This window comes from Protofrankia sp. Cas4 (genome assembly GCF_963555915.1).
In the GTDB taxonomy this organism is placed as follows: Bacteria; Actinomycetota; Actinomycetes; order Frankiales; family Frankiaceae; genus Protofrankia.
Genome location: NZ_CAUVXL010000012.1, coordinates 1 through 16,420, shown reverse-complemented (window position 1 = coordinate 16,420; position 16,420 = coordinate 1). Strand labels below are relative to the sequence as shown.

At 66.4% G+C, this 16,420-nt stretch carries 17 protein-coding genes and 3 pseudogenes; 7 read left to right on the top strand and 13 right to left on the bottom strand.

Going from position 1 to position 16,420, the window contains the following annotated elements; genetic code table 11:
• The 6 genes and pseudogenes from U9979_RS01235 to U9979_RS01210 all read right to left on the bottom strand — a co-directional run.
• A pseudogene (locus tag U9979_RS01235) lies at positions 1 to 652 on the bottom strand (hypothetical protein); the annotation flags it as partial.
• Entirely contained in the window at positions 636 to 2,093 is a 1,458-nt protein-coding gene (locus U9979_RS01230; protein ID WP_322777909.1) for a serine protease, read from the bottom strand. The gene U9979_RS01230 and the pseudogene U9979_RS01235, both read right to left, overlap by 17 nt.
• 24 nt (positions 2,094 to 2,117) lie before the next feature.
• On the bottom strand, positions 2,118 to 2,426 hold the full coding sequence (locus tag U9979_RS01225; RefSeq protein WP_322754313.1) for a trypco2 family protein: 309 nt from the start codon (positions 2,424 to 2,426) through the stop codon (positions 2,118 to 2,120).
• 301 nt (positions 2,427 to 2,727) lie between these two features.
• On the bottom strand, positions 2,728 to 3,093 hold the full coding sequence (locus U9979_RS01220) for a hypothetical protein (protein WP_322777908.1): 366 nt from the start codon (positions 3,091 to 3,093) through the stop codon (positions 2,728 to 2,730).
• 413 nt (positions 3,094 to 3,506) lie between these two features.
• The gene (locus U9979_RS01215) at positions 3,507 to 4,721 is read right to left on the bottom strand and encodes a helix-turn-helix transcriptional regulator (RefSeq protein WP_322777907.1); all 1,215 of its coding nucleotides are present in this window, start codon (positions 4,719 to 4,721) and stop codon (positions 3,507 to 3,509) included.
• Positions 4,718 to 4,948: a putative quinol monooxygenase gene (locus tag U9979_RS01210; protein WP_322777906.1), complete on the bottom strand. Its 231-nt coding sequence runs from the start codon at positions 4,946 to 4,948 to the stop codon at positions 4,718 to 4,720. The genes U9979_RS01215 and U9979_RS01210 overlap by 4 nt, the downstream gene beginning before the upstream one ends.
• Before the next feature lie 177 nt (positions 4,949 to 5,125).
• On the opposite strand from U9979_RS01210, the gene U9979_RS01205 reads away from it, so the two are divergent.
• Positions 5,126 to 5,269, top strand: coding sequence for a hypothetical protein (locus tag U9979_RS01205; RefSeq protein ID WP_322777905.1), 144 nt, complete (start codon positions 5,126 to 5,128; stop codon positions 5,267 to 5,269).
• A 145-nt stretch (positions 5,270 to 5,414) separates the two neighbouring features.
• Here U9979_RS01205 and U9979_RS01200 read toward each other — a convergent pair whose 3' ends face one another.
• Positions 5,415 to 6,599, bottom strand: a complete 1,185-nt coding sequence (locus U9979_RS01200) for a DUF6575 domain-containing protein (protein ID WP_322777904.1) — start codon at positions 6,597 to 6,599, stop codon at positions 5,415 to 5,417.
• A 1,002-nt stretch (positions 6,600 to 7,601) separates the two neighbouring features.
• Here U9979_RS01200 and U9979_RS01195 point away from each other — a divergent pair.
• Positions 7,602 to 7,781, top strand: a complete 180-nt coding sequence (locus U9979_RS01195; protein WP_322750302.1) for a type II toxin-antitoxin system HicB family antitoxin — start codon at positions 7,602 to 7,604, stop codon at positions 7,779 to 7,781.
• A gap of 201 nt (positions 7,782 to 7,982) precedes the next feature.
• On the opposite strand, the gene U9979_RS01190 is transcribed toward U9979_RS01195, so the two are convergent.
• Positions 7,983 to 8,558, bottom strand: a complete 576-nt coding sequence (locus U9979_RS01190) for a TauD/TfdA family dioxygenase (protein ID WP_322777903.1) — start codon at positions 8,556 to 8,558, stop codon at positions 7,983 to 7,985.
• On the opposite strand from U9979_RS01190, the gene U9979_RS01185 reads away from it, so the two are divergent.
• Both U9979_RS01185 and U9979_RS01180 read left to right on the top strand, forming a co-directional pair.
• The gene (locus tag U9979_RS01185) at positions 8,494 to 8,973 is read left to right on the top strand and encodes a hypothetical protein (RefSeq protein WP_322777910.1); all 480 of its coding nucleotides are present in this window, start codon (positions 8,494 to 8,496) and stop codon (positions 8,971 to 8,973) included. The two genes, U9979_RS01190 and U9979_RS01185, sit on opposite strands and share 65 nt — an antisense overlap.
• A gap of 216 nt (positions 8,974 to 9,189) precedes the next feature.
• Positions 9,190 to 9,973 (top strand): annotated as a pseudogene (locus U9979_RS01180) (acyl-CoA dehydrogenase family protein).
• 107 nt (positions 9,974 to 10,080) lie between these two features.
• Here the strand turns inward: U9979_RS01180 and U9979_RS25000 are convergent.
• Complete coding sequence (locus U9979_RS25000; RefSeq protein WP_416219158.1) at positions 10,081 to 10,401, bottom strand: hypothetical protein; 321 nt, start codon at positions 10,399 to 10,401, stop codon at positions 10,081 to 10,083.
• Positions 10,402 to 10,822: 421 nt separating this feature from the next.
• Between U9979_RS25000 and U9979_RS01165 the strand changes: the two genes are divergently transcribed.
• Positions 10,823 to 11,056 (top strand): hypothetical protein, encoded by a 234-nt coding sequence (locus U9979_RS01165; protein WP_322777902.1) that lies wholly within the window; start codon positions 10,823 to 10,825, stop codon positions 11,054 to 11,056.
• Positions 11,057 to 11,622: 566 nt separating this feature from the next.
• Here the strand turns inward: U9979_RS01165 and bldC are convergent.
• Positions 11,623 to 11,829, bottom strand: coding sequence for a developmental transcriptional regulator BldC (bldC, locus tag U9979_RS01160; RefSeq protein ID WP_322750297.1), 207 nt, complete (start codon positions 11,827 to 11,829; stop codon positions 11,623 to 11,625).
• Between the two features lie 152 nt (positions 11,830 to 11,981).
• On the bottom strand, positions 11,982 to 12,818 hold the full coding sequence (locus U9979_RS01155; RefSeq protein WP_322750296.1) for a hypothetical protein: 837 nt from the start codon (positions 12,816 to 12,818) through the stop codon (positions 11,982 to 11,984).
• Positions 12,819 to 13,080: 262 nt separating this feature from the next.
• On the opposite strand from U9979_RS01155, the gene U9979_RS01150 reads away from it, so the two are divergent.
• A complete protein-coding gene (locus U9979_RS01150) occupies positions 13,081 to 14,151 on the top strand; it encodes a Glu/Leu/Phe/Val family dehydrogenase (RefSeq protein ID WP_322777901.1) in 1,071 nt (356 codons plus the stop codon).
• Positions 14,152 to 14,339: 188 nt separating this feature from the next.
• The gene (locus tag U9979_RS01145) at positions 14,340 to 14,543 is read left to right on the top strand and encodes a DUF3073 domain-containing protein (RefSeq protein WP_322750294.1); all 204 of its coding nucleotides are present in this window, start codon (positions 14,340 to 14,342) and stop codon (positions 14,541 to 14,543) included.
• A gap of 277 nt (positions 14,544 to 14,820) precedes the next feature.
• On the opposite strand, the gene purM is transcribed toward U9979_RS01145, so the two are convergent.
• Both purM and U9979_RS01135 read right to left on the bottom strand, forming a co-directional pair.
• Positions 14,821 to 15,972: a phosphoribosylformylglycinamidine cyclo-ligase gene (gene purM, locus U9979_RS01140; protein WP_322777900.1), complete on the bottom strand. Its 1,152-nt coding sequence runs from the start codon at positions 15,970 to 15,972 to the stop codon at positions 14,821 to 14,823.
• Between the two features lie 23 nt (positions 15,973 to 15,995).
• Positions 15,996 to 16,420: pseudogene (locus U9979_RS01135) on the bottom strand (amidophosphoribosyltransferase); the annotation flags it as partial.

Genomic DNA, 16,420 nt, shown 5'->3' with positions numbered 1-16,420 from the left:
TGGCAGCGAGGTCAAGCAGACGAGAGATGTCGGCGCCTGGCCGGTCGGTGTCCTGCACCGCGGTACGCAGCTGGACCACGGCCTGCCCGGTGAGTGCCGCCACGGCCGCAGCAAGGTCAACAGATCGTGTCGGGAACGCGTCGATGACCGCGGTCAGGTCGTCCACCGTGAAACGACCGACCGTCCTGATGATCGGTTCGCGGGTGAGGAGCGCGGCGAGGAGCCCCGGCAGATGACCCTGATGCGCGGCCGCCCGCGCCAGCACGATCAACCCCTGGTGCAGCTGGGGTACCGGTGCGGGCGCGAGCAGAGCAGCGGCAAGATCTGGCTGTCCGGTGGGAGCGGCCGGGGCCAGGACCTGGCCGATGAGATGCTCAGCAATCCGGTCCGGTTGCAACGCCCCCCAGTAGCGGCCGTCGGGGGCGGGGTAGAGATGGCGCAGCCATTCCGCGAACGCCAACCGCTCGGACGCCGGCTGGCCGTCCAGATCAGGAAGCCGACCGATCGCGGCGACCGCGTCCGCCCGGTCCACCGCCCCACACAGCGCCGCTGCGGCAACAGCCTCCCGCAACAGCACATCCGGGTAGCGCGGGGCCAGGCCACGCACGGTCGCGGTCGCCGTCCAATAGCGCTGTTCATGGTCGAGGAGCACATCGGCGACCGCCCGGCCCGGTCCCGGCGACCCGATGCGGTCCGGCTTGCAGCAGACCGGTCAGCGCCGTCATGTGCAACGTCAACGCCAGGCCGTACCGACCATCAGAAAGATCAGTTGGGGTGGGCAGGGTGGCGGCCAACGCCGGCCAGTCCGCCGTCGTGTCGATCTCCGCCCAGGCGCGGGCCAGGTCGGCGGCGGCCCGGTGGAACGAGCCGGCCCGGCCGTCCGCGTCATCCCTGCCGTCCGCGTCGTCCTGCAACGGTTCCAGCGACTGCGGAACCACGGTGGCGCACAGCGCAGAGAACTCCGACCGCAGCTGCGACCACCAGCCGCCGTCGGTCGCCGCGGACCGGGCCAGCAACAGCAGCCGTACCGGGACGGCGGTCCGCTGCCGCAGCACCCCGAGAAGCACCCGAAGCTGATCGAGCCGGGTGTCGGCGTAATCCACCACCGCGAGCACCGGGGTCGCGGTGTCAACCAGCCGTCCGATCAGGTCGGCGGAGGCGTACGCATCCACCAGCCCGGCGACCCACCCGGCCTCACCACGCTCCGCACACACCTGGGTCGCCAGCCGGGTCTTGCCCTGCCCGCCCGGCCCCACGACTACCCAGACCTTCGACGCGGCCGGGTCGACGCACCAGCCGGCCAAGTCCTGCCGCTCACCGGTCCGGCCATAGAACCCCACGGCCGCCCGGGCCGGATGCAACAGCAGCGCCGGCGACGGCTCCCATTCCTCGATCGCGGGTGTGAACAGCCCGGCCAGCTCCACCGACTCCACCGCCAGCCGAACCGTCGACGCCACCAGCCGGCAGAATCCGGGATCGGCCGCAAGGACATGCACCGGGGTCGCGCGCAGCCGCCGTTCGGCGAACCGGTCCGTCCGTACGATCAGCACACCGATCAGCAGCCCGCCGGCGAACAGCCCCGCCCCCGACATCCCCGACCACGGCGAGGCCTCACCCGGCGGCGGCTCGGCCGGGAACTCACCGACGATCAGGTCGTAGCGGCGGGCACCCTCATCCACCCCCGGGTTCACATGCCCGGTGGCATGCTCACGGACCCGTTCGTCGCCGTCGCGCAGACTCCGCGGAAAGCCCTGCGCCTCCGCCGCCACATCCCCGGCCTGCCCCGTCAACCGCCCCCACCGCACCGCCGGCAGCACGGGCGGCACCCAGCCGCTCTCGCAGATCTTCACCAGGGCCGCGTCCACCGCCGCCGCCGGATCCGACCACACCAGCGTCGCGTCCCACCAGCGATCCGACCCCGACAGTCGCACCGACACCGCACCCAGCAGCCGGCCGTCGGCCTCGGCCACCACATGCGCGGCCGTCAGCACCAGCCGACCGGTGACCAGCAGCCCCGACCCCACCGACACCTCATCCGCCGACAACCGGGCACGCACCGCGACCACCCGACCCGCCGGCACCCCCGCACCCACGACGACCCCCGCGCTCGGCGCCGGTCAGCCGCGTTCCCGATCCCGGATCCGCGCCGGACCGCCCGTCGCCCCATCCACCGGTTTCAACACCAGCTTCAAGCGGTGCGTCGACGCCGCCGACACCCCACCCTTCCCCCCGAGCGTCACCACCCCGAACCGCACACCCGCCTCACCGCCGCCATCCCGGCGGACCTCCAAGGCGAACTCCAACTCCACCGGCTCCACCTCGAACCGGAACCGCGGATGATCCCCCGCAGCGTCCGCCGCCGCCTCCAACTCCCCCCGCAACGCACCCACAGCCTCCGCCAGACCCACCCACGGCTCATCCGGCATCCCCAGCCACCCCCATTTAGTGGAAACGTCGGCACATAGTCGCACACCGCCACAACCCATCCAACGCGCCTGGCTCAACGCCGAACAGCAGAGCCATCGCGGCGCTGCCGACCGGACATATCCGGTCTCGGGTCCGACAGCAACCGCTGACAGCAACACCAGCGGACGTCCGCGGACGCCCGGCGCAGGTCACGGACGTCCACGAACATCAGCAGACCGTCTGCCCTGCTCTTGTAATCGGGAGCACGGTCGCTACCGTGGCCGGTCAATTACCGTGTCCTCGTGGCCGCCGTCTCGGTTCTCATACGGACTGAACATCAAAGATCCGCACGACGTACTGGTCGAGCAGTAGACCGAAATCACGTGGCGACCGAATCCGGGGTCCATTGACGATCACTGCATCCCACTCGCGTGTCACCGCGTCCACGTCTGCCCATCCTCCTCGGAACAGAACAATGAAGAGCCGGGCGCCGCCCGGGCCGGAGATCCCCACCCCGATCGAGTCCGGATCGGTGACCAGGTTCCGGTCCCGCTCCAACTTCTGAGGCCACGGCGCGGCATAGTCCCGCCAGGTCACAGCCTCCACGCTCAGGCCAGCGAGTTCCCAGCCAGGCCGACGCCTAGCGATCTCATCAGCCGCATGATCGAGGTCGACGACATAATCCACGCCACGAACCCTGCACGGGTCCAGATGTCACGGCGAGGCTGCCTGAGCAGGCACGACGGACGACCAGGGACCACTACGGGACCACGCGCCGCGCCTGAAAAGCGGAAGGTCGGCGGTTCGACCCCGCCCCTGCCCACCATCAGTACCAGGCAGAGTAAAGCCCGCCAAAGATCTTGGCGGGCTTTGTGCAGTCGGCGCGGTCCGACGCCGGCCTGAGATGCGTCCGCCTGATCGACGGACACGGACCCGTTCACGGAGTTGACGGCCGCGAAGGTCCGGTTGAGGGCATGCTTCATCCCGGGTCTGACCTCCAAGCAGGTCGGATCAAGGACCCCGGCCGGCGGCGCCGTCAACCCTCACTTTAAGTACTAGTAGTACTACAAATGCTATCTAGTACTTTCCGTGCTGGTCTCTTATGCGGCAACCCCGCATCGGTCCGCCAAGGCACGTAGGTCCTGGTCAGAGCGCCATCCGGGGTCTTGGAGTAGGTCCCGGACCAGGACGCGGACTTTTGGGTGGTCTCGGATCTGCTCGGGCGCGATGCGCTCGGCCTCCAGAAGCGCGGCGATGGCGTCGCCGCGGTCGCGGCGCTGGGCGTGGGCGCGCGCCACGTCCACCAGAAAGCGGCCACGCCGTTCAGCAGACAGCCCGGCAGTGTCCACACGGCCGGCGCGGTCGAGGGCATCGCCAGCGTCGCCCAGCTCCACGGCGACCGCGACCGCGTGCAGTGCGACGTTCGCCGGACCGAACTCCAGATTGAAGTCGTTCCGACCTGCGCCAACGACCGCGGCGAGTTTTTCAGCCTCCCCGATCGCCTGCCAGGCCGCGCGCCGGTCACCAGAGCGGGCGCAGATGATCGACTGAACCAGGCACAGTGCGCCAAGGGCTGACTGCGCCTCGACTCCCAGCCCTGACGAGCCAGAGCGGAGCGCATCGGCAGCGACCGTAGCGGTGTGCCGGGCTTGCTGGAAGCGGCCGGCGCTGAGGAAGGTGTGCGCTAGGCGATGGTGGCCGGCGGCCACCAGGCCCAGGTTCCCGGCGTGTTCGGCAGCGAACAGCGCGCGGTCCGCGGCAAGCCACGCCACCTCGATGTCACCGACTTTGACGAACAGTTCCGTAACGGCCTGGTAGGCAGCGGCCAGGGCCCTGGCGACCGCCTGACGCTGGTCGGGCGTGGCGGAGCGGACCGCGGTTTCCAGTTCGCTGATCAGCGGTGCGAGAGCGGGGCCGGCGTCCGTGTAACGGGACGCATGGACCAGCGACCAAGCCTCGTCTACTCGGCCCTGGGCGTCTCCGACCGGGGAAGCCTCCGTAGTCGTCCCTGAGAACAGGAGCGGCAACGCGGGGTGTCCCGTGAGCGCAAGGCGAAGCAGCGTCCGCCACGACTCGGCCTCAGCCTCGACAGGCTCAGCCGGCGCGTCTGGCGCGAGATCCGAGACGGGAACGCCGAGCACATCGGCCACCTGGGCGAGGACCGACAGCCGGTCGACCTTCCGCGTGTTCCGCTCGACCTGAGAGACCCAGCTCTCCGACCGGCCGATCAGTCGGCCCAATTCCACTTGGGAAAGTCCGCGCCGTTTGCGATGAAATGCGAATCTTTCGCCCAGAGTGGGAAACGGATCTGTCATCGCGCACCGGCCGGCATGCCCTTGCCATCGGCAACAGTCACGAACTCAACCCGCGGTGGTCCGGAAAGGAACTCCTCGCGGACCGAGAGGAAGGCCCGAACGTGGTCCTGGCGCTCGTGCTCGTCGAACGCCGCTCGGTCTCGGTAGACCTCGTAAAAGATCCGGGCGTCAGGGTCTCCGTCTACGGTGTGCGTCAGGTATAGCAAGGTTCCTGACTCGGATGACACGATGAATGGGCTCGCCGTCGTCGCCGAGGACCAGGCCTCCGACCAGGGCCGGGTACCGGTCGGATCGCCCTGATGCGCTGGGTATCCCGGCAGGGGATGGCTCAAGATCGATACCCTGCCAGGGCGGAAACAGCGTGCGGGGGGACGTCGGCAGCACCCGAACTTCCGGGGTCAGTCATGGCGCGGGTCATTCGGGTCGGCTCGCTGATCGTCCCCGCGTTGGCTCGACTCGGCCCCGACGCGGAACCGGAGCAGGTTCGCTCCGTCGGCGCAATCCGGCTCCTCGACTCCGACCAGCCGAGCGTCGCTACGACCGTTTGAACCCGCCAGGCCATTTCGGCATGCCAGCGATCTTCGGCGAGAGTTGCCTCTGCTTCGAATCGTCGCCGAGTCGATCCTGGTCGAAACATCTAGCGCGGTCGACTAAATTTTGGCCATACGAACGTTTCCTGGTCGAACCTCGGTCTCACAGCGTCGACAACTCAACGAGGAATCGCCTCGTACGGACGTCGCCGGTAGCACTGCTCGACTCAGCGACCTCTTCTATCGTGGCTCTGTAGCTGCGGTTTACCGTCGCTGCCGAGGCGGCTTCCATCGCGGAGTCGTGGATTCTACCGGTCCATTTGACACCATCCTCGTCTCGAAGCTCGTATATGCGCGTCCGAACATTGATTCCAATTAGTTGCGCATTCAGGGTATGTCGTACCGTATCTGCTATTTCCAGTTCACTCAGCCATTCGGAGAGATCTCTAATCTGGCTCACGCTCAGAGACGCCTCGTTGAGGACTCGGTTAGGCGTCGCATGCGAAATAGTTAGGCCTCCCTTCGCCGCCGCCACGTCTTCGATAAATGACCTGAGTTTGGTCGGAACCCGCCCTTTCAAGGCGAGCAATTGGCTACCGAGTGCCCTACGGTCGCCGGCATCACGCATAAGCCCGATCAGTGTATCGGCGCTGCGCGAGAATAGAGAACTTTCAAAAAGGTCGAGCTGGGAAACGCCTGCCAGCTCAAGAACAAATGAACCTGCGAACGCACCGACCAGCATACTGTCAGTACCCAACAAGATTTCTTCCGGTATCACGCCTCGGGTAGTGGGCTCGCCAACTTGGACCTGACCAATTGCGTCGATCAATTCTTGTACACCGACAAGAGTCTGACCAACTATCCGAGTCGGAGCCTCGTTGCGCGTAGTGTCGAGACCAAACGCGAGTCGCAGCAAAGATCTATGTTGCTGCACTGCGCGATCCCTGAATTCTCTGGTTTCGTCCGCTGGCGGCAAAGTGACGGTTTCAAGATGAAGATACGATGCTACATCCGGGAGAAAACTTTCAGGAATTTCGCCCAAACTCTCCCACTGCGCGAAAGGGACGTCCTCGCCGAAAAGGGGGACCAAATAAACTCCACCGCTCTCCGAGTTTTCGATCGCCACCCTCAAAGATATAATTCCTGAGCGGATCGTTTTCAAACGCTCAGGAGACACCGGAAGAAGAAGGTAGATTTCTCTTTCGTCGGATTCGTCGACCCAGACGCCGATGTAGTTCTGCCCCGTCGCAGAAATACAAGAGAATAGGCGTGGAGAGTCGAAGAAGACAAAAGTCTCTACGAGATTCAATGGTCCTAGGTTAGTGCCGTCTGGTAGCCAACCGCTCATGACGTGGCTCCCGCTAGTACTTTAAATGTGGTCCAAGCACTATCATTGATTGGGCGCCACCAAGTGAGATGAGAAGACACCGTCGATGGCGTGAATTTCATGAGGCCCGCACCATCAATAATGCCCCGGGATACTTGCTTCTTGCGCATTCCAGGAACGAGTGCCTTAAAAGTCTCGATTTCGTCTGGGTTGGTGAGGACCGAGATTCCGGCAGCCAGGCACGGCTTCTCATATGTACGATCAGGCCAACGCTGAATATGCGAGCGGAAATCCTTCTCGGTCGGAGTGCTCGTACTCACGAGTCGGAATACCGTACCTCTGGCAGGCACCGCGTCTGCTGGCGGGCATCCCTCGGGCATTGGCACTGGCCATTCATACACTCTTCAGGTCCCCCGATCAAGAAACGTGCCGCCGCGCAGTGTACTCAGCTGCACCCAGATGGCAGCATATCGCGCATGGTGATCTAGACAAGAGCCCGCAGGCACGACATTTCGAAGCTGACGCATCTGGGCGCAGGTAGCGAATACCGAGGTCGCTTGCCGCGCGGTGCTCCGGGTGGACCCTGGCCTCAGGCGCTGGGCCGCCGTGGCGCGGAGGTCGAGCACTAGCCGGCCGGCCAGGGACGGGCGAGCGGCAAGGCGATGGTCTCAGTCTTGGTTTCGTTCAGGGTCGTTCAGCGCCGGTCACGACCAGAGTGCGGCATCGCCCCGCCAGCGCCGCGAACCGCCATGAAGGCCCGCGTACACGCCACCGTGGCACTGAAAAGCGGAAGGTCGGCGGTTCGACCCCGCCCCTGCCCACGCGCTAACTTCTGTTACTCGCCGCACCGACGTGCAGCCTCGCGCCAGCCCGAACCGCACGCCGTTCCGACGGCCCCCGGCAGCGGGGGGACGCTGGAACCGTTCGCCACTCTCGGCGGCGATCCCGCCCTCGCCGGGCGGGATCCAGTGCCGTGATCGCGGCTACTGCGAACCCTGCGGCTTGCGGCGGACAGTCAGCGCCATGAAGCGGATGGTCCAGATCCCCTACGGGCTGGAGCAGGATAAGGACGGCACCTGGGCGGCCCATGCGTCGTTCCCCAGCGGTGGCGCACATGGGTTCGGTAACACCCCCGAGGACGCCGTGGCTGATCTCTACGAGGCTGTCAGCCTGGTCATCGAGGAGTTCGTCGCCGCTCTGTGACCCACGGCCAGTTGATTCGAATGCCCCGTCGCCTCGGACCGCGATCCCGAGCTGATCACGGCCTTCGGTATCGGGTTCGAACGGACGACCTGACCCGGCAGCAGTACCTGCGGGATGGCGTCGACCTGGGTGCGGCGAAACGCCGGATGGCCGTGCCAGCCGCAGCCGTCGACGAGCGACTGCAGAACGCGCGACTGCGCGTCAGAGATCAGCGTACAACGGCTCGTCGGCGATCATGATCAGCTCCAGTAGCCGGGGGGAGTCGGCGTAGTTGCGCACGGCGTAGTGGACCGCGGCTCGGTTGTCCCAGAATGCAATCGACCCGGGGCGCCAGGAAAACCGGACCTGATTTTCCGGCTTCCGGTACTGGTCGATGACGAGTGTGAGCAGTTCCCTGCTCTCGGCCCGGTCCAGCCCGATGATCGAGAGACGTTGAGTGACGTTCACCCAAAGGATCTTCACGCCGGTCTCGCGGTGCACCCGGACGATTGGGTGGGCCACGATCGGGTAGTCGTGACCGGGTGGTTCGTCCGGGGCCCTTTTGGCCCCTACGGGTTCTTCCGGGGCTCCGGGTGCCCCTTCAGAGTCCCGTGCTGACGTCGTCCCGGCGATCTGTCGGGGCGTGTCATGGCGACTGTGTAAGCCGGAGGTGGACCAGGATCGATCTACCTTGATCGGGTAGGTCGGAAAGGGGCACCGAATGGTACAGAGAATGATGCTTCGGACAAAAGACGAGGCCGCGGCACGGAGGATCGCCGGGGACGAGCGGGGCGGCACTATCCTGTTCTCTCGCGAAGCCCGCAACGCGACCGAAGCAATCCTCTCCGCGATTATCGACAGTGAACAGTCAGGGCTGACGGTGACCGGCGTCATGGAGGATCTGGTAACCGGCGAGGACATTGCCGAAAAAACCAGCCGGTCCGGCCCCGCGGTAGGGCACTGGATCACCGGTGAACGCGGACCAGGCGGCTTCCCAGTCCCAATGATTCACCGCGGCAGCCGGATCAAGCTGTATTCCTGGGCACAAGTGTCGGCTTGGCTGTCGAACGCCAGACTCGGACAGGTAGACCCTGCGGCCGCCGAGGTCGCCACCGCTGCCGCCGAGATAGGGGCACTTCTCCACGCCCGACAAATCCTGCGCGACGCACCCTCCACCCGACGAGCAATGTTGAAGAATCTAATAGCCGCCTGAGCCAACGAGTTTGGCGACGAGACGGGACCACTTCAGCCGACCGAACGCCAGCAGATCCGGGGGTCAGCTGCCGTCACATGCCTGCAACAGCTGCCGATTCAGGGGCTCGGCCCACAGACGGCCTTCCTCTCTGAGTCCGGACGCGTAGAGATCCCACGTGCACCAGCGCGCTAGCGTGTACCTGGAGGTAGTCGGCTGAAACAAGAGGCTCAGATCATGCCCGATCTCGACCCCGACGAGCAGGCCGTCGTCGACACTGTCCGTGACTTCGTGGACCACCAGGTCCGCCCGGTGGCCCGTGCGCTTGAACACGAGAACACCTATCCGGAAATGCTGATCGAGCAGATGAAGCGGATCGGCATCTTCGGCCTGGCCATCCCGGAACCCTACGGCGCCGTGAATGTCTCGACCGTCTGCTACGCACTGGTCACCGAGGAACTGGCACGGGGCTGGATGAGCCTCGCCGGCGCCATGGGCGGGCACACCGTCGTGTCGAAGCTGTTGCTGGAGTACGGCACCAAGGAGCAGAAGCAGCATTACCTGCCCCGGATGGCCACCGGCGAGCTCCGTGCGGCGATGGCCCTGACCGAGCCGGGCGGGGGTTCGGATCTGCAGGCGATGCGCACCACCGCCCGCCCCGCCGGTGACGGATACCTGATCAACGGGGCCAAGACCTGGATCACCAACGCACGTCGCGCCGGACTGCTGGCGCTGTTGTGCAAGACCGACCCGGACGCGACGCCCGTGCATCGCGGTATCAGCATCCTGCTGGTGGAGAAGGTGCCCGGGTTCACCGTCTCCAAGGACCTGCCCAAGCTCGGCTACAAAGGTGTGGAGAGCTGCGAGCTGTCCTTCGTGGACTGCCAGCTACTCGACGGAGTTCGACGTCGAGCGCTACTTCCGGGACGCACCGCTGATGATCGTCGGCGAGGGCACCAACGAGATCCAGCGCAACGTCATCGCCGGGCAGCTCATCGCGCGGGGCGGACTCCCCTACTGATGACCCTTACTGATGACCCCTACTGCCGGGGACGATCTGGTGCCGGAGCCCGCTGCCGCGGTTCGGTCGGCTCCGGCACCAGGTTCGTCGGCTCGGAAACGACCGGATCAGGACTCGGGTGCAGTGATCTCCCGGCAGAACCGGAACACGGGGGGCGGGTCGAGCTGGAGCCCGACCGGGGTCGACATCGTGCCGGCGCTGATAGCTGCGCCGAGCGTCGCCTGCACAGCCTCGATATCGTCGGCATCTATCTCGTAGATCGCGATGAACGGGCCGTCCTCGCCGAGTGACTCGAACCTGCGGGCCGACACGAACCCGTCGATCGCCAAAATCTCCTGCAGATGGCCCTCGTTGTACCACTTGTGGTACTCGGTCGCCTGTTCCGGCGAGCTCGGTCGTGATTCGACGTAGAGAATCCCCTTGGGCACTTGCCCGACCTCCTTCTCGATGAACATCTTCTCTGGCTATGAGACAAAACGCTTGATATCACGAATGTTCGACGAACGGGAAAATGCGGGTGAGGTCGGGGTCGGGTCGGTCGTTGCGAACCGGTCGCGCGGGGTGAGGGCACCGCCCCGGTCGGGCATCCGGCTTCCCCACGCGCGGCCTGCGAAAACGATCTCGCAATCAGCAAGATCTGTGGATCTCGGGTGGAACCGACCTCGTGGCAGCCTTCGTGCTTTTTGTTGCCGAGGCACAGGTGGCTGACACGCAGGCCGGGCCGGAGCACGACGGTGCCGGCGCGTCCTGGCCGCAGATCCGACCCCGAGTACAGCAGTCTCCCTATGGACCCACGCACCAGCGGGGATGAAGGCGTCGAGACGACGACGACGACAACGGGAGGCCACCATGGGTCACTGCGAGGTTTGCGGCAATGACTACGACATGAGCTTCGAGGTTCACGCCCAGGGCTCAGTACACACGTTCGACAGTTTCGAATGCGCGATCCATTCGATGGCACCGATCTGTGACCACTGCGGAGTGAAGATCTCCGGGCATGGTGCCCAGAGCAACGGACAGTTCTTCTGCTGTGCCCACTGCGCCCGGGCGGCAGGCAGAACAGAAATCCGCGACCACGCCTGAAAAATTTCGGAGTCGGGGGCGTGCGACCAGATTCATGATCGCACGCCCCCGATGGGTCCAACCGGCTGTTAGAGCGCCCGGCAACAGGGGCGTGGATCAAGGAGCGCCGGCCCGCACGAGCCAGCGCGGATCTCGTCCCGGAACGACAACGGTCCGGAAGGCGCCATCCCGGTTTCGGGGAACCTCCCGGACCTACCGACGGGGTCGTGTCACGGCGCGAGCAGCGCGGAAACGCTGATCATCCCAGGGACAAGAGGGCACGTTCTGCAGCCCTGCGGTGGTGGAGATCTTCGACTGGCAGACCGCCTCGCCTTCCAGTCGAAGATCCTAAAGACGCCTGGACGTACCAGGGCGCCCCCACCGTCAGCGGCCTTGACACATCGGAAGAACAACTGTTGCCCACACTTGAGACAACCGCCGTACCGACATCCCCCTCGGTCCTAGCCTGATCACATCTCAAGTAGCCGGAGATCCCCGAAAAACCAACAACTCGTGAATTCCAGAACTTATCGACCAAAACGGCAGGGCAAGGAGAATCCGATGCATCCGATCGCACCGGCGTGGAGCTATACCTCGCTTCCCACGGATGGGACCCCCTTGAGGAGCGCGCGGACCTCCGCCTCCCGATAGCGGCGGTGGCCGCCAAGGGTGCGTATCGAAGTGAGCTTGCCCGCCTTGGCCCACCTGGTCACGGTCTTCGGGTCAACTCGGAACATGGTTGCCACTTCGGCGGGCGTCAGCAGCGGCTCAGCGTCCGGTGTTCTCGTCGTCATTGTGTTGGCCTCCCGTCACAGAGCGTTGCTCCGTCCCATACAGATCGTGCATCCTTCGGGGGCATTTCGGACATGGCACGTCAGGACCATCTGCTGACTAGTCACACGACGTCCGAAGCGAGCAACCACGCTCAGTTAGTGGTTGCAAACCATCAGCTTGCCGACTCCCGTGCCTGAACCGGTCTCCACCGGTTCAGGACCCGTTCATAGGCCACGACCGCCACATCTGTTCGCCCTAGGCGTAATGCGCTGAGGGCCTCATCAAGGTCTTCGACCGACGTGTCGTCACGCAGAGCGTCGTCATCGAGCAGATCCACGAGTCCGCCGTAGTCGAGTTCGATCCGGCTGTGTGGGTGGAAGTCCGCCAGCCACTGTCTGATCTCGGCCAGACCGTCGACGCCCGGTGAGTCCGGAGCGACGCGACGCAGCATCTCCAATGCCTCCAGCGCCTGTCCGACCCGCCGCTGGGCAAGGCTCAGCGACGTCCGGTAGGACAGCGACCGGTCGGCGCTGTCACCGGTGACCAACAGGCGCTCCGAGGGATCGAACAGGACGAACCACGGTGGCGGCACCATCCAGGTGCAGGTCTGGACGTAGACCTTGAGATCCGGGCGGCGGGTCCGCCAACGGTCGAGCTCGGTCTCGGCCGGGTCTGCGAGCCGTCGCGGGATGAACGCCTCCGCCACCCGATCCGGCAATCCACCGCGAAACTCCATCGCCGCCTGCCACACCCGCAGCTGGGTGTACCAGGGGCAGACGAACATCAGCCCGTCCGCCACCTGGATGAAGGCCGACTCGTCGGCGACGTCCAGCGACGGCCGGATGGTTGCGACGAGGGCCACGACCCGCTCCTGGCGGGCGCCGGCACGGCGGCTGGGAACACGGCCCTTGGCGGCATACCGCTCCCAACGAAGCCGATCGGCCTGCGGGAACGCCGCCAGCGGCTCGTACACCCGCAGATAGGCCGCTGGACTGACCACAGGAGCCACAGACAGATCCTGGCATGCCCGCAGCCTCAGTGGGTTGTCGCGGGCCCGTCAGCGGCATCTGAGCGGCACGTGAGCGGCACGTGAGCGGCCTGCATTATCGATCTTCACTCGTACCGGTACCGCGACTGGATAGGTTGCGGGCACCGGTCGCGCCCGTCGAAACAGTGTCTGACCCATGCTTCCGCCCGCGTTCCCGGCAGACCACGTTCCGGCCAGACCACGTACCGGCCAGACCACGTACCCGGCGAAGGGAGCCCTCACGGTGCCGTCCGTCTTCACCGTCGGTGCGCAGCACGAACAGGTGGTGTTCTGTGTGGACGCCGCCAGTGGACTGCGTGCGATCATCGCGATCTACTCCACGGCACTCGGCCCGGCCCTCGGCGGGACCAGGTTCCACCCCTACGTCGACGAGGACGCGGCGCTGCTCGACGCCCTGGCGCTGTCCAGGGCAATGGCTTACAAGGCCGCCTGCGCCGGCCTCGACTTCGGCGGCGGCAAAGCTGTGATCATCGGTGATCCGAGCCGGGACAAGTCCGAGCTGCTGCTGCGCGCATACGGACGCTTTGTCGCCTCGCTCGGGGGCCGTTACATCACCGCTTGTGACGTCGGAACCTACGTCGAGGACATGGACGTGGTCGCTCGCGAGTCCCGATGGGTCACCGGACGGTCGCCTGCGCAGGGTGGCTCCGGCGATTCCGGCGTCCTGACCGCCTACGGCGTGTTCGAGGGCATGCGTGCCTGCGCCGAGTACCTGTGGGGCACGCCGTCGCTTGTCGGTCGCCGTGTTGCCGTGGCCGGACTCGGGAAGGTCGGCCGGCGTCTGGTCGGCCGGCTGCTCGCCGACGGCGCCGCCGTGGTCGCCGCGGACGTCGACCAGGCCGCGCTCGATCGGGTCCACGCGCAGTATCCCGACGCCGAGCTGCGGACCGATCCCGACGCGCTGATCACCGCCGACGTCGACGTGTACTCGCCGTGCGCGCTGGGCGGAGCGCTCACCGCGGAGGTGGCGAGCGCCCTGTACGCGCGGGTCGTCTGTGGCGGAGCTAACAACCAGCTCGCCGATGCCGGCGTGGACGAACGGTTGGCCGCCGCGGGCGTCCTCTACGCACCCGACTTCGTGGTCAACGCCGGCGGTCTGATCCAGGTGGCCGACGAGGTCGAGGGCTACTCGCACGAGCGGGCGCAGGCCGGGGTCAGCCGTATCTTCGCGTCAACGCTGGACGTTCTCGGCCATGCCGAGCAGGCCGGGGTGACCTCCACCGTGGCCGCCACCCAGCTCGCGGAGCGCCGGATGACCGGGATCGGACAACTGCGTAGGATCCTCATCCCATGACTCTAAGCAACCACCTTGGGATGTCGATCAGTGATCCACGTCACACGTCGTTCATCGCAATCGTCGTGCGGCCCGACAACTGTCGGGTTGGCGTGCCCATGAGCCCGCGATCCCTGTAGTCTCGGGAGGCACGAGATAATGAGAGCACCGGGGCGGGTCCCCGTCGTCATGTTCGAGGGGGTCGAGCCATGGGGCGCGGCCGAGCAAAGGCCAAGCAGACGAAAGTCGCCCGCGAGCTCAAGTACAACTCGCCCAACATGGACCTTGATCGCCTAAAAGCCGATCTGGGTGCCGGTAGCGCGCGAGAAGACACCGCGGACGATCAGCACTCGTCGGATGATTCCTACGAGTACGACTACGCCGACGAGGACGAGGACACCGGTCGGCGGTAAGTGACACAAGCATGGTTGCGGGTCTCCGGATCCCGGGCTCCCATGTGACCGAGGGCAACGCGATGGTGATCTTTATCGCGTTGGCGGCGGCCCAAGGAGCCCATGCGGCTAGGCCCACGCAGGCCGCAGCGGTGGCTGCGCGGGCGTCCTGTGCCGGCGTTCGCGGGATCCGGTGCCGCATCCATGGGCGAGAACCGCCACATGCCTCAGGCCACCAGGCCACCAGGCCACGACGTGCTGGCATGGTCGACCCACATCTCGGTCGCGGACGGTCGCTCTAACGTGGATGTTCGCCGACCATCACCGCCGGCTGACCAACGCGATCACGATCATCATCCGCATCGCCGACGCCGTCAGCCGGGCTGTTCGCGGGGCCGTCGGCATCGCTACGGACGACCTCGCCGATGATCCACGCTGGTATCCCGCGCGCGGCGAGCAGGTCGAGGGCGGCGCAGGCGTCCTGCGCAGGCAGCACCGCGACCATCCCCACCCCGAGGTTGAACGTCCGTTCCATCTCTACCGCTGGAACACCACCACGCTCGGCGAGCAGGCTGAACACGGGTGGCGGGGTCCAGGTGGACCGGTCCAGCCGGGCGATCAATTCGGCGGGGATCACCCGGGCCAGATTGGCCGCGAGCCCACCACCGGTGATGTGCGCGAACGCGTGGACGTCCACGGCCGCGGCCAGCGCCAGGCAGTCACGGGCGTAGATCCGGGTGGGGACGAGCAGGGCATCACCGAGAGTGGTCCCCAGGCTGTCCTCATGACGGGCCAAGGCGGCGAGACCCGTGGGCGAGACCCCGCCCGGGCCGTCGGGGTCGACCGGGCCGAGCAGCACATGACGCACCAGGGAGTAGCCGTTGGAATGCAGACCGGCGGAGGCCATCGCCACCACCGCGTCCCCCGGTCGCACCCGCTGCGGGCCAAGGAGCGCGTCCGTCTCCACCACACCGACACCGGTGGCCGCGAGATCGTAGTCGTCGGGGCCCATGAGCCCGGGATGCTCAGCGGTCTCACCGCCGACAAGGGCGGCGCCGGCCTGTTGGCAGCCGAGCGCGATCCCCGCGACGATTGTGGCGATACGCTCGGGAACAACGACTCCGCAGGCGATGTAGTCGAGCAGGAAAAGCGGTTCGGCGCCGCAGACCACCAGGTCGTCCACGACCATCGCAACCAGGTCGACACCGATGGTGTCATGCCGGCCGACGGCCCGCGCGACAGCAATCTTCGTGCCCACACCGTCGGTCGACGAGGCGAGCAGGGGACGCCGGTAGCGGGTGACGTCGAGCGCGAACAGCCCGGCGAAGCCCCCGAGCGATCCGACGACCTCCGGGCGGGTGGCCCGCGCGACATGCGCGCGCATGAGCGCCACGGCGCGGTCACCGGCGTCGATATCCACGCCCGCGTCCCGGTAGGACACGTTCGTCACAGGCTGATCAGGCGGCGGCGCGCTCACCGTCGCCGTGCCACCGGGCTGGCGCCGTCCATGCCCGCGCCGTCCATGCCCGCGCCGCCCACGAGCGCGGGGTCGTGGCCGGCACGGTCACCGTCCGCGGCGTCTTCCAGCAGGTACTTGCCGAGGTGGTCGGCATGCGGCAACGGCACCGGGTACACCCCGTCGAAACAGGCTCGGCACAGCTGCGTCACCGGCTGGCGGGACGCCGCGACCAGGCCGGCCAGTGACACGTAGGCCAGGGAGTCGGCTCCCAGCGACTCGCGGATCTCATCGACGTGGGCGTTGTGCGCGATCAGTTCGGAGCGGGTGGCGAAGTCGATGCCGTAGAAGCACGGCCAGCGCACCGGCGGCGAGGAGATCCGCACATGTACCTCGGTGGCGCCGGCCTCGCGCAGCATCCGCACCAGGGCGCGTTGGGTGT